The organism is Rothia sp. HMSC072B03 (genome assembly GCF_001809565.1).
In the GTDB taxonomy this organism is placed as follows: domain Bacteria; phylum Actinomycetota; class Actinomycetes; order Actinomycetales; family Micrococcaceae; genus Rothia; species Rothia mucilaginosa_A.
In genome coordinates, this window is record NZ_KV797970.1 from 187,601 (window position 1) to 203,051 (window position 15,451).

Annotated in this window: 14 protein-coding genes; 6 read left to right on the plus strand and 8 right to left on the minus strand. The window is 60.7% G+C overall.

Translation table 11 applies throughout. The features are described from left to right. Positions 1-50: 50 nt before the first annotated feature. The 3 genes from HMPREF2630_RS07425 to HMPREF2630_RS07435 are packed head-to-tail and all read left to right on the plus strand — an operon-like array spanning position 51 to position 2,177. Positions 51-845, plus strand: a complete 795-nt coding sequence (locus tag HMPREF2630_RS07425) for a DUF3710 domain-containing protein (RefSeq protein ID WP_070484226.1) — start codon at positions 51-53, stop codon at positions 843-845. Continuing rightward, positions 845-1,384: an asparaginase gene (locus HMPREF2630_RS07430; protein WP_070484229.1), complete on the plus strand. Its 540-nt coding sequence runs from the start codon at positions 845-847 to the stop codon at positions 1,382-1,384. The genes HMPREF2630_RS07425 and HMPREF2630_RS07430 overlap by 1 nt, the downstream gene beginning before the upstream one ends. Next, on the plus strand, positions 1,374-2,177 hold the full coding sequence (locus tag HMPREF2630_RS07435; RefSeq protein ID WP_070484232.1) for a DUF3159 domain-containing protein: 804 nt from the start codon (positions 1,374-1,376) through the stop codon (positions 2,175-2,177). Before HMPREF2630_RS07430 ends, HMPREF2630_RS07435 begins: the two co-directional genes overlap by 11 nt. Before the next feature lie 130 nt (positions 2,178-2,307). Here the strand turns inward: HMPREF2630_RS07435 and HMPREF2630_RS07440 are convergent, their stop codons facing one another. Beyond that, positions 2,308-2,961 carry a potassium channel family protein gene (locus tag HMPREF2630_RS07440; protein WP_070484235.1) on the minus strand — a complete coding sequence of 218 codons (654 nt, stop codon included), beginning with the start codon at positions 2,959-2,961 and terminating at the stop codon, positions 2,308-2,310. Continuing rightward, the gene (locus HMPREF2630_RS07445; protein WP_070484239.1) at positions 2,962-3,828 is read right to left on the minus strand and encodes a potassium channel family protein; all 867 of its coding nucleotides are present in this window, start codon (positions 3,826-3,828) and stop codon (positions 2,962-2,964) included. Between the two features lie 195 nt (positions 3,829-4,023). On the opposite strand from HMPREF2630_RS07445, the gene HMPREF2630_RS07450 reads away from it, so the two are divergent. The 3 genes from HMPREF2630_RS07450 to dxs all read left to right on the plus strand — a co-directional run bounded on the left by HMPREF2630_RS07450 (position 4,024) and on the right by dxs (position 10,290). Further along, positions 4,024-6,153, plus strand: a complete 2,130-nt coding sequence (locus HMPREF2630_RS07450) for an APC family permease (RefSeq protein WP_070484241.1) — start codon at positions 4,024-4,026, stop codon at positions 6,151-6,153. 189 nt (positions 6,154-6,342) lie between these two features. Further along, positions 6,343-7,980 (plus strand): class I SAM-dependent RNA methyltransferase, encoded by a 1,638-nt coding sequence (locus HMPREF2630_RS07455; protein ID WP_012903711.1) that lies wholly within the window; start codon positions 6,343-6,345, stop codon positions 7,978-7,980. 237 nt (positions 7,981-8,217) lie between these two features. Further along, positions 8,218-10,290, plus strand: a complete 2,073-nt coding sequence (gene dxs, locus HMPREF2630_RS07460; protein WP_083298911.1) for a 1-deoxy-D-xylulose-5-phosphate synthase — start codon at positions 8,218-8,220, stop codon at positions 10,288-10,290. A 149-nt stretch (positions 10,291-10,439) separates the two neighbouring features. Here dxs and HMPREF2630_RS07465 read toward each other — a convergent pair whose 3' ends face one another. From HMPREF2630_RS07465 to HMPREF2630_RS07490, 6 genes are all read right to left on the minus strand, one after another. Continuing rightward, positions 10,440-10,973, minus strand: coding sequence for a Rieske (2Fe-2S) protein (locus HMPREF2630_RS07465; RefSeq protein WP_049343100.1), 534 nt, complete (start codon positions 10,971-10,973; stop codon positions 10,440-10,442). Between the two features lie 24 nt (positions 10,974-10,997). Further along, the gene (locus HMPREF2630_RS07470; protein ID WP_049333575.1) at positions 10,998-12,251 is read right to left on the minus strand and encodes an HRDC domain-containing protein; all 1,254 of its coding nucleotides are present in this window, start codon (positions 12,249-12,251) and stop codon (positions 10,998-11,000) included. Positions 12,252-12,405: 154 nt separating this feature from the next. After that, a complete protein-coding gene (msrB, locus tag HMPREF2630_RS07475; protein ID WP_049343099.1) occupies positions 12,406-12,840 on the minus strand; it encodes a peptide-methionine (R)-S-oxide reductase MsrB in 435 nt (144 codons plus the stop codon). A gap of 125 nt (positions 12,841-12,965) precedes the next feature. Next, positions 12,966-13,466 (minus strand): Cys-tRNA(Pro) deacylase, encoded by a 501-nt coding sequence (ybaK, locus tag HMPREF2630_RS07480; protein WP_049343098.1) that lies wholly within the window; start codon positions 13,464-13,466, stop codon positions 12,966-12,968. A 227-nt stretch (positions 13,467-13,693) separates the two neighbouring features. Further along, positions 13,694-14,707, minus strand: a complete 1,014-nt coding sequence (locus HMPREF2630_RS07485) for a YeiH family protein (RefSeq protein ID WP_049343097.1) — start codon at positions 14,705-14,707, stop codon at positions 13,694-13,696. 99 nt (positions 14,708-14,806) lie between these two features. Then, on the minus strand, positions 14,807-15,289 hold the full coding sequence (locus HMPREF2630_RS07490; RefSeq protein ID WP_049343096.1) for a DUF6318 family protein: 483 nt from the start codon (positions 15,287-15,289) through the stop codon (positions 14,807-14,809). Between the last annotated feature and the right edge of the window lie 162 nt (positions 15,290-15,451).

The window sequence follows — 15,451 nt, forward strand, 5'->3', positions numbered from 1 at the left end:
GAGAAGAGAAGAAACCCCCGCACCCTGCGTGCGGTGAAAGTAGGAATACCATGTTCGGATTTGGTAAAAAGAAGCACGCCGAGGAGGCTGAAAAGGCCGCCATCGACAAGGCTGTCGCCGAAGAGATTGAGGAGACCAACGTCGAGGTTGAGGAGCTGAAGGAAGAGGAGAACTCTCCCGAGGTCATCAAGTACGACCGCGTCAACGGCCCGCACGACATTGAAGAAGTCACCGCCGAAGACCTCGAAGACTACGTCGACCTGGGTGCGCTGCGCATCAAGTTGCTCGACGGCATGAACCTGCGCCTCGAAACTGACGACGCAACCGGCGCGGTGATCGCCGCAACCATCACCCGCGACGGCGCAACCCTGCAGGTGCAGGCATTCGCCGCACCGCGCACCACCGGCATCTGGGACGATATCCGTCACGATCTGACCGAGTCCGTCGCATCGCAGGGCGGCATCGTCGAAATCTACGCCGGCGTATTCGGCGCCGAGATGCTGACCCGCCTGCCCGCCGTCACCCCGGACGGTCAGCCCGGTGAGCGCATCGCCCGTTTCGTGGGTGTGGACGGCCCCCGCTGGTTCCTGCGCGGCGTCATCTCTGGCGCGGCTGTGCTCGGTGACGATAAGGCTGCCGCCTCCGTGGAGGAAGTCTTCCGCACTGTCGTGGTGGACCGTGGCGACGAGCCGCGCCCGCCGCGCGAGCTGCTGCCCATGACTCTGCCCGCCGACCTGGTCGTTGCGGCTGAGGAAGAGCCCGCCGTGGAGGAAGAAACCGAGAACGAGCACAGCAAGCTGCGCCCGATGCCTCGCCGCGGCCCTGAGATTACCGAGATTGGCTAATGCCTGAGTTCTCGAACTACTCGAGTGCGCTCGCGGTTCCTGAGAAGCAGATTCTTGCTCCCGGGTACCCCGAGCGCTTTCGCGTACGCCTTGCCGGACGCGTGGAGCAGGTATGGCTGCCTGCGCTGCAGGATAAGCCGATGTACCGTGCCGAGCTGGTGGTGGCTAAGTCGAAGCCCCTGCAGTGGTCGAGCCCGCTGGCGCTGATTGGTATGCCGATTGTGGAGCCGCCCGGTGAGGATTTCGAGGAGGAGTCCGAGGACCTCGAGAAGCAGCACCATTTGAACACGGCATCTTTGGCGACTGTGGCGGTGCAGGAGCCTCACGAGGTGTCTTTCCCACCGTATGCGCCGTTCAACCCGGGCGATAGGGTGCTGCTGAAGTGGCAGGGGCAGCGGATGGTGCCCGGCGTGCTTGCCGGTGCCTTGCTGCGCTGTTCCGGTGTGGTGTCGGTGAGGGCTCATCAGCCGGTGATTTATAACCCGCGCTATGAGATCGTGCCGCAATTCTTTGCTGAGAAGGGAAAACATGAGCGCTGAGCAGTCTTCGACCCAGCCCGATCCGAACGCTAACCCCGCAACTAGCCCGGCTGATGACCCGGCGCGGGAGGAAAATCAGCTGGCGCAGAGCCTGAGCGCCTCCATGGGTGCGAATATGCGCCGCACCGCCAACGGCGATGTGGATATTCTGCACGCTATCGGCGGCTGGCGCGGCCTGGTGGAATCCTCCCTGCCCGCTGTGGCGTTCCTGGTGTTGTTCACCGTGACGAAGGAACTGAACCTGTCCCTGATTGCGGCGCTGGCTGCGGCGGGCGTGTTCACGCTGATTCGCCTGGTGCAGGGCTCTAAGCTGGTGAGCGCGCTGACCGGTCTGGTGGGCGTGGCAATTTGTGCGTTTGCGGCGTACCGTACCGGTAATGCGAGCGACTACTTTGTGGTGGGCTTCTGGACGAACGGCGTGTACATCCTGGCGTACCTGCTGTCGATGCTGGTGCGTTGGCCGATTACGGGCCTGATTTTTGCGGTCATTCGCGGTGAGGCGCTGAGCTGGCGCCAGAACCCGGTGCGCCTGCGCCAGTACATGCTGGCGACCTGGATTATTACCGTGCTGATGATGCTGCGCCTTGCCGTGCAGGTGCCCCTGTATTTTGCGAATAATGTGGAGGCGCTGGGGGCGACCCGCCTGATTATGGGTCTGCCGCTGTACGCTTTGGGTGTGTGGCTGGCGTGGCGTGTGTCGGCTCCCGAGGAGGCGCTGACGGGCGAGGAATCCGAGGCTACTGAAGCTGAAGCATCTGCCGCTACCGAAGCTGACGGTTCAGAAAGCCGCTAACCCACAACTTCATATGTAGAAGAACTTCATAGAAGTACGCGAAAGCCCCGGTACCCGTAAGGGTAACCGGGGCATTCGCCTCCTCAAAAACTTACGTATAAACGCTATGCAAAAGCTTGCGCATAAACGCTTAGGCGAACAGCGCGCGGATCTGGTCCTCACCGGCAATGGTCGTGATGAAGAACAGCTCGTCGCCGCTCTCAATCGCCACATCCGCGCTGGGCGGGATTGGCGCGCCGTCACGCAGGATTGCGGTGAGCACCGTATCGACGGGCCACTGCACGTGGTCCACGCGGTAACCAATGACGGGGTGGTCATCCGGCACGGTGTACTCGGCGAGGGTCGCGCCGCCAGCCTGCAGGGTCAGCAGGCGCACCACGTCGCCGACTTCCACGGCTTCCTCGACGAGGGCGGTCATCAGACGCGGGGTAGACACCGCAACATCCACACCCCAGGAATCGTCAAAGAGCCACTCATTACGCGGGTTGTTCACACGCGCCACGGTACGCGGCACACCAAACTCACTGCGAACCAGCAGGGAGACCATCAGGTTTGCCTTATCGTCACCGGTTGCGGCAACGACCACATCCGCCTTGTTCGGGTGCACCTGGCGCAGTACGGACAGTTCGCAGGCATCACCAATATGCCAGCGCACACCGGGCAGATCGGCGCGCTTCTTAACTTCCGGTTTGGAATCGATGATGGCCACGTCGTGGCCGTTCATCATGAGCTCTTTAGCGATGGAGGCACCCACGGAGCCAGCACCAACAATGAGGACCTTCACTTACTTCTCACCTTTCGAGGAATCACGATGGCGGCCGATGAGTTCGAGGGGGTCGGGCAGCTCCGGGGGAGTGTCACCGAGGTGGAATTCATGCTCGATAACGGGGCCGTCGTTGTGCTTCTGCTCGGCGGGTTTCTTCGGGGCGTGGGGGTGCTTGCGGTGGCCCGAGGCGGGGGCGTAGTTCGCCTCCACTTCTTCGTCTTCAACGCGCGGCGGGCGGGAGAGAATACGGGTTACGTCCGCAACGTCGTCGGTGCGCATCATGACGTGCACACTATCGCCCTGCTGGTAGGCGGAATCGGGGCGGGGGAGCATGCCCTCACCAAAGCGGGTGATGTAGGCGATGCGCACCCCGGCGGCACGTTCGATACTGGTCAGGGCGTGACCCGCCCAGCCGTCGTCGAGCGGAATTTCGGTGAGCATGAGGCGGCCCGAGGGCTCGCGGAAGTCGCCCTTGAGCGCCTGCTCGGGCAGCAGACGGCGCAGCACCTGGTCGGTGGACCAACGCACCGAAGCGACCGTGGGAATACCCATGCGCTGGAAGAATTCGGCGCGGTTCGGGTCGTACACACGCGCCACAACGTTCTTCACCTTGAACATTTCGCGTGCCACACGGGCGGCAATAATATTCGAGTTATCGCCCGAAGAGACGGCGGCAAAAGCATACGCCTCGGTAATACCGGCACGCTTGAGAGTGTCCTCATCGAAGCCAACACCGGTCACCAGACGGCCCTCAAAGCCCTTACGCAGCGGCTGGAAAGCACGTTCGTCCTGGTCAATGACGGCGACCGTATGCCCCGAAGCTTCCAGAGTGCGCGCCAACATGACGCCCACGCGCCCGGCACCCATAATGACGAAGTGAGGCATACAACCCTCCGAATGTGTTGATGTTTTGTGTCGATAAGGCGTTACCGCCTACCCCTACCAGTGTAATGGGCGGGTGAGCCTCCGCGCCGATGCTCCGTGATATTCCGCTCGCCATGCCCACTATTCGGCTGAATAAAATTGAGCTTTGAAGCCGCGACCTATAGCCTTAACAGCGTGAGGAATCGTTGGGATAAGATGCGCATCGCCCTGACCGGCAGGCCGGTCAGCACGCGAAATCTTTCGGCTGTCAATCTGCCGAAGCGCTACGCCCTGCCTCTTTTCGGTGCCGACGGCATCTCTTCGGTCGCCTACGCCGCCGACCAGATGATTTTGACCCTTGCCGCCGCGGGTGCGTCTGCGCTCGCTTTTTCGCCCTGGATTGGTTTGGGGGTGGCGATGGTGGGTCTGCTGGTGATTGGCACGTACCGGTACAACATTAATCAGATTGCTTCTGAGGGCGATATTCAGCTGGTGCACCGCAAACTGGGTGCGCTGCCGTCGATTGTGATGGGCGCTTCGTCGCTGATGGACTATATGCTCACAGTGGCGGTGTCGATGTCTTCGGCGTCCTCGTTTTTGGTGGCGTTGTATCCGCAGATTCAGGATTGGCGCACGCACATTGCTGTGCTACTCATTGTCGCGCTGACGCTGTTTGCGCTGCGTGGCGTGCAGCTGCTGGGCAAGATTGCGTACTGGCCGCTGTACGTTTTCTTGGCGCTGTTAGGAGCGACCCTCATTGTGGGTTGGATTCGTGCCGCGACGGGTACCCTGCCGCTGGCTGAGTCGGCGACCTACGTGATTGCCCCCGAATACCACGATCATGCCCTGGAAGGCTTGGCGCTGGTGCTGCTTCTGGCGCGTTCGTTCTCCGCCGGTGTGGTGGCGTTCTCGGGTGTTTCTACGATCTCTAATTCGGTGAAGTATTTCCGCCGTCCGAAGAAATATAACGCGGCGGTCACCATGATGATGATGGGCCTGATTACCTCGGTCCTGCTGGTGAGCCTGCTCGGTTTTGCGGCGGCAACCCGCGTGCACATGGTGCACGATACGACCCGTTTCTTGTTCATTGACGGGCACGCGCCGGGGGAGTACTTCCACCAGAAGCCGGCGCTGTACCAGGTGGCTTTGGCGATTTATCAGGGTGTTCCGTTCTTCGCGCAGCTGCTGGTGTTTGCCACGGTGGGCGCGCTGATTATTGCCTCGCTGACTGCGTTTACCGGCTTCCCGGTGATTGCCTCGTCGCTGGCTGATTACCAGTACCTGCCGGTGTTCTTCCGCAGCATGGAATCACGCGGCCTGTATGCGAACGGTGTGCTGGCGCTGTCGGCATTCTCAATTTTCCTCACCACCGTTTTCGGCTCGGACGTGTACTCGCTGATTCAGCTGTACATCGTGGGCATGTGCCTGTCGATGGTGCTGGTTCAGCTGGCGGTGGTGCGCTACCGCATGCGTCTGCTGCGCATCACCCTGGCACAGATGCCGCGCCGCGCCCTGATTCGTGATATCGCTGTCTCTGTGGTGGGTGTGGTCGTAACCGCCGCGGTGCTGGTCATCGTCGTGGTGACGAAGTTCGCCGCCGGTGCGTGGCTCTCCCTTGGAATGATTGCCCTGATGGTTGGAGGTATGGTTGTGACTCGCCGCCACTACGATGCGGTGGATGCCGCCCTGGACATCCCCCTGAACGCCGAATCCGTTGCGGATGTGGCGGCCCTGCCTTCGCGTGTGCACGCCATCGTATACGTGGAGCGTGTGCGCCGCCCGGCGGTTCGTGCCCTCTCGTATGCGCGTGCCGGCCGCCCCTCCACGATTGAGGCGCTGACGGTCAACAATGACCGGGCCGCCCTGGAGGTCGTGAAGAAGCGCTGGTACGCCCTCGGTATTCCGGTGCCGCTGTCGGTCATTGACTCGCCGTACCGTGACACGGTGGATGCTGTCGTCTCGTATATTCGCCGCCGCCGCAAGAAGTCACCGCGCGATATTTTGGTGGTCTACCTGCCGGAATTCGTGGTGGAGCACTGGTGGCAGCGTCTTCTGCACCGCCGCACGGTGCGCCGCCTCAAGCAGGCGCTTCTGCATGAGCCAGGCGTTATGACGGCAACCGTGCCCTGGGCGATGCACGAGGATGAGGTGTATGATGAGATTTTTGATCAGCGTTTACAAAGCGAAGAATCAACGGTAGAAGCAGAGGACCCAACGGCAGCTGTCGCCCCGAAGATTACTCGTTCAGCCGGTGGCGGCCGCGAACTGATTCAGAGTAACCGCCACGCGGTGTACCGCGGCCGCCTGCACGAGGCGGACGCTGTGGCGCGCGAGAAGAAGCGCTAGCCGTATCGGCTAAGCCGATTTCTGAGCCTCCGTACACCCCGTACGTAGCCTCGTACATCCCCTCGAATAGCGCCTGGACTTTGCCCTTTACGCCCTATTCGGTACCCCTAGCGGGGCGTCGGAATCGGAATAAAGATACAAACCGGTGTAAAATAGTTCACATTAAGTGATTCTTTAGGAGACAATGCTGTGACTCACACTGCTACCACGCCTGCCGCCTCTAAAAAAGTAGACGGATACAGCGTCGGGCAGACCCTCACCGTCACCTGTGAGGCACCCGCACACGGCGGCGCCTTCGTAGCGCGCACCGAACAGGGCGTCATCTTTGTGCGTCACGGCATCGTCGGCGAACAGGCTGAAGTGCGCATCACCGCAATCGGCCCCAAGCGCCGCTTCTACTTCGCGGACGTTATTTCCGTACCCGTACCCTCCCTGGCGCGCCGTGCCCACCCCTGGATTCAGGCGGATGCGCTCGCCACCGAAGAGGAACGCGCCGCAGCAACCGGCGTACCCGAACTACTCGGCGGCATGGAGTACGGCCACATCAACCTGGATGAGCAGCGACGCTACAAGACCGATATCGTCCGCACCCAAATCAACCGCCTGGGCGGCCTGCCCCTCGAATCGCCGTTGCTGACCAACCTCATGGTTGAAGAGCTGCCCCTGCGCGATAACAACGAGGGTCTGTCCTGGCGTAGCCGCGTGCGCTACAACGTGACCAAGGTCCGCGCGCACAATAGCGAAGAGCAGAACGGCGGCAAGAAGAGCCCTGCCGTCACCTGGCGCGTCGGCATGCACCCGTACCGCGCCTCCCAGCCCGTACCGGTCGTCGACTTTCCCCTCGCCGCCACCGAGTTGCGTAACCTGCAGCTTGAACAGCTGAACCTGCGCGGCGTACGCGAAGTCGAGGCGACCGTCTCCTCCCGCGGTAGGGTCCTGCTGCAGTTCATCGTCGACCCGCGCTTCTCCGTCGAGGAGGTCGCTAAGGACATCGAACAGCAGGCATCCGACGCCTGGGGTCTGCTCGCCAAGCGCAAGATTTCGCTGTTCTTTACCCCGCAGTCCACCTCCAACGGCAAGCCCAAGCGCCGCCGCCCCGGTTCCGCCCACAGCCCCTACCGCCGCGTACCCGAAGGCGACCAGCTGCTCGGCGCGGGCCTGCGCTCCGTCACCGAAGAAGTCACCTTCGGCTCCCGCCGATTCAGCTACCAGGTATCCGCCGGCGGCTTCTGGCAGATTCACCGCGCCGCCCCCTCCACCATGGTCGGAACCATGCTCACCATGCTCCGCCCGCAGGAAGGCGAATGCACCCTCGACCTGTACGCTGGCGCGGGCCTGTTCACCGCCGCGCTCGCGGACGCCGTGGGCGCAACCGGTACCGTGGTCAGCATTGAGGGCTCCCCGGTGACCCATAAGGATGCGCGCTCGAACTTCGCGCCGGATGGTTGCTCCCGCACCGAGAACTCTGCGGACACCCGCATTGAGGTGATTCGCGGCGATGTGGCACGCCACCTGGTCGATTTGAAGACCGCCCTTGAGTTTGGCGAAATCCCCGCCATTGATGCGGTGGTCCTTGACCCGTCCCGTGAGGGCGCGAACCGCACCACCCTGGAACGCCTGGATGCGCTGGACCCCAAGCGTATTCTGTACGTGGCGTGCGATCCGGCATCCCTGGGTCGTGACACCGGTATTTTGCGTGAGCTGGGTTGGGATATGGTGCAGCTTCGGGCGTTTGATATGTACCCGAATACGCATCATGTGGAGACGGTTGCGCTTTTTGAGCGTGCCCCGGCGAAGCCTCGTCCGCGCCGCCGCCGCACCAAGTAGTGCGGAGAGTAGCGCGAGGCTAGTAGCCGTAACAAAGCAGCAAATAATCGCCGTGTTGGACGGGTTGGGCTGTTCACCAGCCTGCCCACTAGGGGTTATTTCAGGCCGTTTTCGCTCAACCCGGTGCGTCTTGCTCTGCGGGCGCATAAATCTGCTTTTTGGCATCGTAAACGGTAGAATCATTGAAGAACCAACGCACGGAATGAGCCGTGCCCCGACCTTGAGGAGTGTGGGTGTATGTCCGCTGAAAACGCATTGCCGCAGGAGGAGACCCCGAATAGCGCCGCCGGTGGCGCACCCACCGCCGACTACAGCATTGGCGATGGTGCCACTGCCAAGTTGCTCCCGGGTATTCAGTCCCCGGCGGACCTGCAGAACCTCAGCTACGAGCAGCTGGAGGAGCTCTCTAAGGAGATTCGCCAGTTCATCGTGACGAACGTGTCGGCAACCGGCGGTCACCTGGGCCCGAACTTGGGTGTTGTGGAGCTGACCCTCGGCATTCACCGTGTTTTTGAGTCTCCCAAGGACAATATTCTTTTCGACACCGGCCACCAGTCCTATGTGCATAAGCTGGTGACTGGTCGTCACGCGTTTAAGACTCTGCGTCAGAAGGGTGGCCTGTCGGGTTACCCGGATCGTGGCGAGTCTGAGCACGACATTATCGCGTCTTCGCACGCCTCCAGCTCGATTTCGTGGGCTGACGGTATTTCTCGCGCGCACAAGCTCAACGGTGAAGATGACCGCTACACCGTGGTCCTCATTGGTGACGGCGCGCTGACCGGCGGCATGGCGTGGGAGGCTGTGAACAATATTGCTGCCGACCGCACCCGCAAGGTCGTGATTGTGGTCAACGATAACGGCCGCTCCTACGCGCCGACCATTGGCGGTTTCGCGAACCAGCTCTCTGAGCTCAAGCACGGTGTGCAGCAGCATGTGGATCGTGTGCGCCTCGATCACCGCTACGACAATGCTCTGGATGCGGTGCGCATCGGTCTGCAGCGTGGCGGCCCCGTCGGTCAGATGGTGTACCGCGGCCTGCACGGCATGAAGGCGGGCATTAAGGACGTCGTCGTACCCAAGGGCATTTTTGAAGACCTGGGCATGAAGTACGTGGGCCCGATTGACGGCCACGACCAGCAGGCTGTGGAGAACGCACTGACCGCGGCGAAGAACTATGCCGGCCCGGTGATTGTGCACGCCATTACCGAGAAGGGCCACGGCTACGCGCCCGCCCGCGCGAATGAGGACGACCAGTTCCACGCGGTGGGCCAGATTGACCCGCTGACCGGTAGTGCCGTCTCCAAGAGCACCGCCGAGTCCTGGACCAGCGTCTTCGGCCGCGAGATTGCCGATATCGCCGATGAGCAGAGCAACGTCGTCGGCATCACCGGCGCGATGCTCATCCCCGTGGGTCTGCGTGAATTCCAGAAGCGCCACCCCGACCGCGTGATTGACGTGGGCATCGCCGAGCAGCACGCCATCGCCATGAGCGCGGGCCTCGCCTACGGCGGCATGCATCCGGTCGTCGCGCTCTACGCAACCTTCCTGAACCGCGGTTTCGACCAGCTGCTCATGGATGTGGCACTGCACAAGGCCGGCGTGACCGTGGTCCTGGACCGCTCCGGCATCACCGGCCCCGACGGCGCAAGCCACCACGGCATGTGGGACTTGGCGATGCTGCAGTTCATCCCCGGGCTGCACCTGGCCGCCCCGCGTGACGCCGCAACCCTGCGCGAGGAGCTGCGCGAAGCCGTAGCCATCAACGACGCACCCACCGTGATTCGCTACCCCAAGGGCTCCGTGGGCGAGGATATCCCCGCTATTGAGCGCCGCGCCGACGGCGTAGACGTTCTGGCCCGCACCGGCGAACCGCATCCCGAGACCGGCCAGCGCGACGTGCTCTTCGTGGCCGTGGGCGCCATGGCCCGCGTGGCCCTGGAGGTTTCCGAGATTCTGGCCTCAGAGGACATTGAGTCCACCGTGATTGACCCGCGCTGGATCATTCCCGTTCCCTCCTCCGTCGTGGAGCTGGCCCGTGACCACCGCATCGTGGTGACCATCGAGGACGGCGTGCGTTCCGGCGGCGTGGGTGCGCGCATCCGACAGGAGATGCGTGAGGCCGGCGTCGATACGGCCCTGAGCGAGCTGGGTCTGCCCGCCGAGTTCATCCCGCACGCATCGCGCGAGCAGATTCTGGAAGAGGTCGGACTGACCCCCGAGCGAATCGCCGCGGATGTGCGTGCCCAGCTGGCCGGCGACAAGGTGCCCTTCGCCCGTGAGGAGGGCCAGAAGCCCCGCCACACCGCGTAGCCGTAACGCGTAAAAGCTAGATACGCGAAAAACCCAGCTACCCCGACCGGGTAGCTGGGTTTTCTGCGTTTTCAACGGTGCACTTCAAGAGCGTAATTCAACAGTGCACTTCAACGGCACACGAAACTAAAACGAGGCAGAGGCTGGCCCTAGCTGTTGTTTCCCACAAAGATACGGCCGTCTTTCACCTGCACCGAGTAGGTCTTCAGCGGGGTCTCCGCCGGGCCGTGCAGCACCGAACCGTCGGCGGTCGCGAACTCCGAACCATGGCAGGGGCACACGATGCGGTTCGAATCCTGCACCTGCAACTGGCACCCCTGGTGAGTGCACACGGGGCTGTACGCCTTGTACTGACCCTCGGACGGCTGGGCCACAATCACGGTCGTGGTGCCGCGGGTCAGCTTAGCGGCCTTACCCACGCCCACCGAAGACGCGGCTGCCATATCCACGGTTCCGTCGGGCGCGGTCACCGTCGTGCCGCCGCCCTCGGCGCAGGAAGCCAGCGCCGCGGTGGAGGCCAGGGCCCCGGTCACCAGGGTCGCACGGCGCGAAAACAGACGGGACGAGGCCCTCTCGGCATCCGACGCAAGGTCGGTTTCGGCAGTCGCCGCGGGCTTCACCGAAGCGGGCTGCTCCTGAACGCTCGCCTGCCGACAGCAGGAACAATTCTGAGAAGTAGACATAAATCCTCTTTCGTTGAGCGAAAGCTAACCCAAATACTTCGCGAATACCGGCGCGATCGCGGGGGCGACCAGACCGGTCTGCCAGGGGCGTGCGCCGTAGGCGGCCAGCGCATCCCGCAGGGACTGCTCGTCGTGACGGGCCGGCGGCTCCCAGCAGAGGCGGCGCACGTAATCGGTCGTAATCAGGTTCTGCGCCGGAATCGTTAGGCGCTCGGAGAGGTCGTCAATCACCTGGCGAACCTCGGTAAACAGCGCAAGATTCTCGGGGCGCTTCGACTCCCACGCCTTCAGCGGGGGAGGGGCGGTCGAGGGCAGGGTGTACGGCACCGCGTTCTCGCCGCGGGCTGCGGATGCGATTGCGCGCACCCAGCGGGGACCCTCACGGCGCAGGCCGCGCGTCTGAAAACCGGGGATGGCCATCACGGCCGGCACGTTGCGGGGCATGGTGCGGGCCGCCTCAATCAACGCGGAATCGGGTAGTAGCCGCTTCGAATCGATGTCCTTCTTGCGGGCCAGCGAATCGCGTTCAACCCACAGGTTACGCAGCGCCGTCAGCTGTTTGACCGACCGCAGGGCAGTGCGGCCCTTCGTCTTGCGCCAACGCTCCGGCTGGTCCGTGGGGTCCTTCACCGGTGATGCGCACAGGTACGCAAACTCCTCCTGAGCGTACTGCAGCTTGCCCTGCTTGCGGAGTAGCTCCTCCAAGGCGTCGCGCAGGTCGATGAGCACGTCAACATCCAGTAGCGCGTAGTTCAGCCACGACTCCGGCAGGGGACGGTGCGACCAGTCCTCCTTCGAATGCTTCTTCTCCAGCCTGTAGCCCAGAAGCTCCTCAACCGTCGCGCCCAGATTCACGCGTTTCAGGCCCGCTAGGCGAGCACCCAGCTCGGTGTCAAATAGGCGCTTGGGGCGCATGCCCAGCATGTCGAGGCTCGGGAAGTCCTGGATCGCCGCGTGAATCACCCATTCGGCGTCGGCCAGCGCATCATTAATGATGCGCAGGTCAGAGAAGGCTTCCGGATCGATCAGGTACAGCTTGTCCTCGCGCTTGAGCTGCACTAGGAACGCGCGCGAACCGTAACGGATACCCTGCGCACGCTCGGTATCAACGGCCACCGGGCCGGAGGCCGCCGCCAGCGACTCGGCCGCACGGCGCAAACCGCTCTCGGTGTTAATCAGCGTGGGAATCGGCGTCGAAGGGGTGTTCAGCGGAACAACCTCGGGAACCTCAATATCCTGAAGGGTCAGCGAACCGTTCGCTTTAGCTGCGCTACTCATGGAACCATCCTCTTCTGACGCTCAGGTGTTGTACACGTAAATCGGCCCCGGGCACGCCACACCGGCCCCCAAAGGCACTAGGCCATTCTACCCGCCCCGGCTGAGAGGCTCGAATTAGGGGGAATTGGGGTGGCCCCGGGGCCGTTTCTGGACGCTATTCCTCTTCGGTCTTTTCGTTCTCGACCGGGGTGAGGGTCAGGCACACCGAGTTGATGCAGTAGCGCAGGTCGGTGGGGGTGGGGTAGCCCTCACCCTCGAATACGTGGCCCAGGTGCGAGTCGCAGGCGGCGCATCGAACCTCGACGCGGCGCATGCCGAACGTCGTGTCTTCCAGGTAGCGCACGCGGTCCTCGGCCAGGGGCGCGAAGAACGACGGCCAGCCGCAGTGCGAGTCGAACTTCTGATCCGAGCGGAATAGCTCCGTGCCGCAGGCTCGGCAGGAGTAGATGCCTTCGGTGTGCGTGTTCCAGTACTCGCCCGTGAAGGGACGCTCCGTGCCGCCCTCGCGCAGCACCGCGTATTCTTCGGGGCGGAGGACTTCACGCCAATTCTTTGCGATGGTGCCGACACCCGGCAACGAGTTACCCATGGGATTCTCCTTTAAATCGTTGATCTGTACACATGCATAACGCGGCGGTGGAGGAGTATATTTCCTCAACCGCCGCGGTGCGCAGCCTGTTCCGATATGTTCTGTCGCGGGGCAACACGAGGCTGTTAGGCGCGGATATCTGCGTACTTTCCGTTGGTGAGCTTCAGCAGGTCGTCGGGGGCGAGCTCGACGTCCAGGCCGCGCTTGCCTCCGGACACCATGATGGTGTCGAAGAGCTGGGCGCTTTCGTCCAGGAGGGTGGGGGAGGGGGTCTTCTGGCCCAGCGGGGAGATGCCGCCGACCACGTAGCCGGTGCGGCGTTCGGCGACCTTCGGGTCGCACATGGAGGCGTTCTTCCAGCCGAGGGCCGCGGCGGCGGCCTTCACGTTGAGCTTGCCGGAGACGGGGACGATTGCGACGGCAAATTCCTTTTCGTGCACGATGAGCAGGGTCTTGAAGACCTGTTCCTCGGATGCGCCGAGGTTCTTCGCGGCCTCTTCGCCGAAGGAGGTTACGCCCTCGGTGTGCTCGTATTCGCGCATCTGGAAGGGGGTGTTCGTCTCGGTGAGGAGGGCAACGGCGGCCGTTGCTGCTCCGCTCTTCTTGCCTTTATTTTTCTTAGCCATAGTTCCTATTTTACGGAAGTCACCATGCGCCGTTACGCGCCGAGAAGCCACATGTGTTTCGAAAAGCCACGAAAGAAGTGGCTTCTCGGCAAACATGTGGCTTCTCAATGGTTATGGGGTTATTTCAGTAGCCCTTTTTCCTTCAGCTGCTCTTGAGAAAGCAACGACAGTCCAAAATCCATCTGATTTGTCTACGTTCTGAGGTAGCCTTTAGGCTCCCTTTTTTCTTAGTAAATACCGATGAGTAATTGCATGCCAAGACTAGTCAGGATGATAGCAATCCAGCAAAGGGCTCCAAGAAGAATGGATTTTCCACTGGATTTGATCATAGCAATGAGGTTGGTTTTGAGACCAATAGCACTCATAGCCATGATGATGAGGAATATAGAGAGTTGTTTGAGAGGTGAAAAGAAGCTATTGCTGACACCGAAAGATGTGAGAAGAGTAGTTATCAGAGAAGCTAGGATAAAGTAGAGAATGAAAACGGGGAAGATTTTTTTAAGCTTCACTCCTTGGTTGTTGCCTTGTTGACGGCTTTGCCAATAATAGGAGAGGAAGAGAACGATAGGGATAATAGCTAGAGTACGTGTCAGCTTGACAATAGTTGCAGGCTCAAGAGTGTTTGCATTGTAAAGACTATCCCAAGCACTAGCAGTAGCTGTCACAGAGGAAGTATCGTTGACCGCAGTACCCGCAAAGAGAGCAAAACCTTCGTTGGAAAGATGAAGCCAAGAACCTAGAGTTGGAAAGATAAGAGCTGCCAAGACATTGAAGAAAAAGATAACAGAAATGGCTTGGGCTACTTCTTTTTCCTTGGCGCGAATAACAGGAGCAGTCGCTGCAATGGCAGAACCGCCACAGATAGAAGATCCAACTCCAATCAAGGTAGCTAGCTTTGTATCAAGCTTAAAAAAGCGTTGGAAAAAGAAAGCTATAATCAAAGCAATTGAAATAGTTGAAAGGATAACAGGAAGGGAAGATTTTCCAACTGCGAAAACTTGTGAGATATTGAGTCCAAACCCAAGCAAAATAACAGCATACTGAAGCAGTTTTTTAGAGCTATAAGTCAAACCGGCATCCAGTTGTGCATAGGAAGCGAGAAAGGGATGGAGAATCATTCCGATAAAAATGGCGAAAACAGGTGCTCCCACAACAGGCAGAAATCCTCCTAAAACCCAAGAGATGATAGAAATGATCAGACAGACTGACAATCCTGCCCAATTTTTTGATAGAAATGACATAAAAACCTCCGAAAATAAACACTCCTTATTATAATCTTATTTGTTAGAAAAATAAAATAGAAAGTAGGAATGCAGACCCAGCCCGGGGAACGCGCCACCTCAGCCTCCGCGCTGATAAAGGCCTTCGATATCCTTGAGGAACTTAATATCCTTCTCGTAGGTATCCAGCATATAGGGCCATACATACTGCATGTCACCGGTCTGAATACCGTAGTTACGGGCTCTGACCCAATCGGTCATCATCTCACGAAGACCAGCAAAGGTTTCAGGGTACTGTTGCGGCTTAGCCTTCGGAAGAGGGACGTTTTGAGCTATACCATATGCATCAGCTTTGCGGTACTCGCCGTCGGGTGCCTTTGATCCGCCGGAATAGCCGCGGGTAATGACCGGGCTCGGAGTAGCGGAAGCAGAAGTAGCGTTAGATGCTGCCGCAGACGCCGAGGCGGTTTCGCTCGGCGCTGCGGAGGTGGTGGCTGCCGCCTCGTTATTTGCCTGATGGCCGCATGCCGCAAGCAGGGCACCAAGACCCAGAAGGGTGCCGCCGCTCAGCATTGCGCGGCGGGTAAAAAGGTTGGAAGTCATGGAATTGTATTCCTCATATCGGTGTGGTGTGTGAAGAGATGGGGGGGCTGGTTAGAAACCGGAAGACTAACCAACCGAAGGGAAGAACCCCGATAGATGAGAAGCCACATGTGTTTCGAAAAGCCACCAAAGAAGTGGCTTCTCGGCAAACATGTGGCTTCT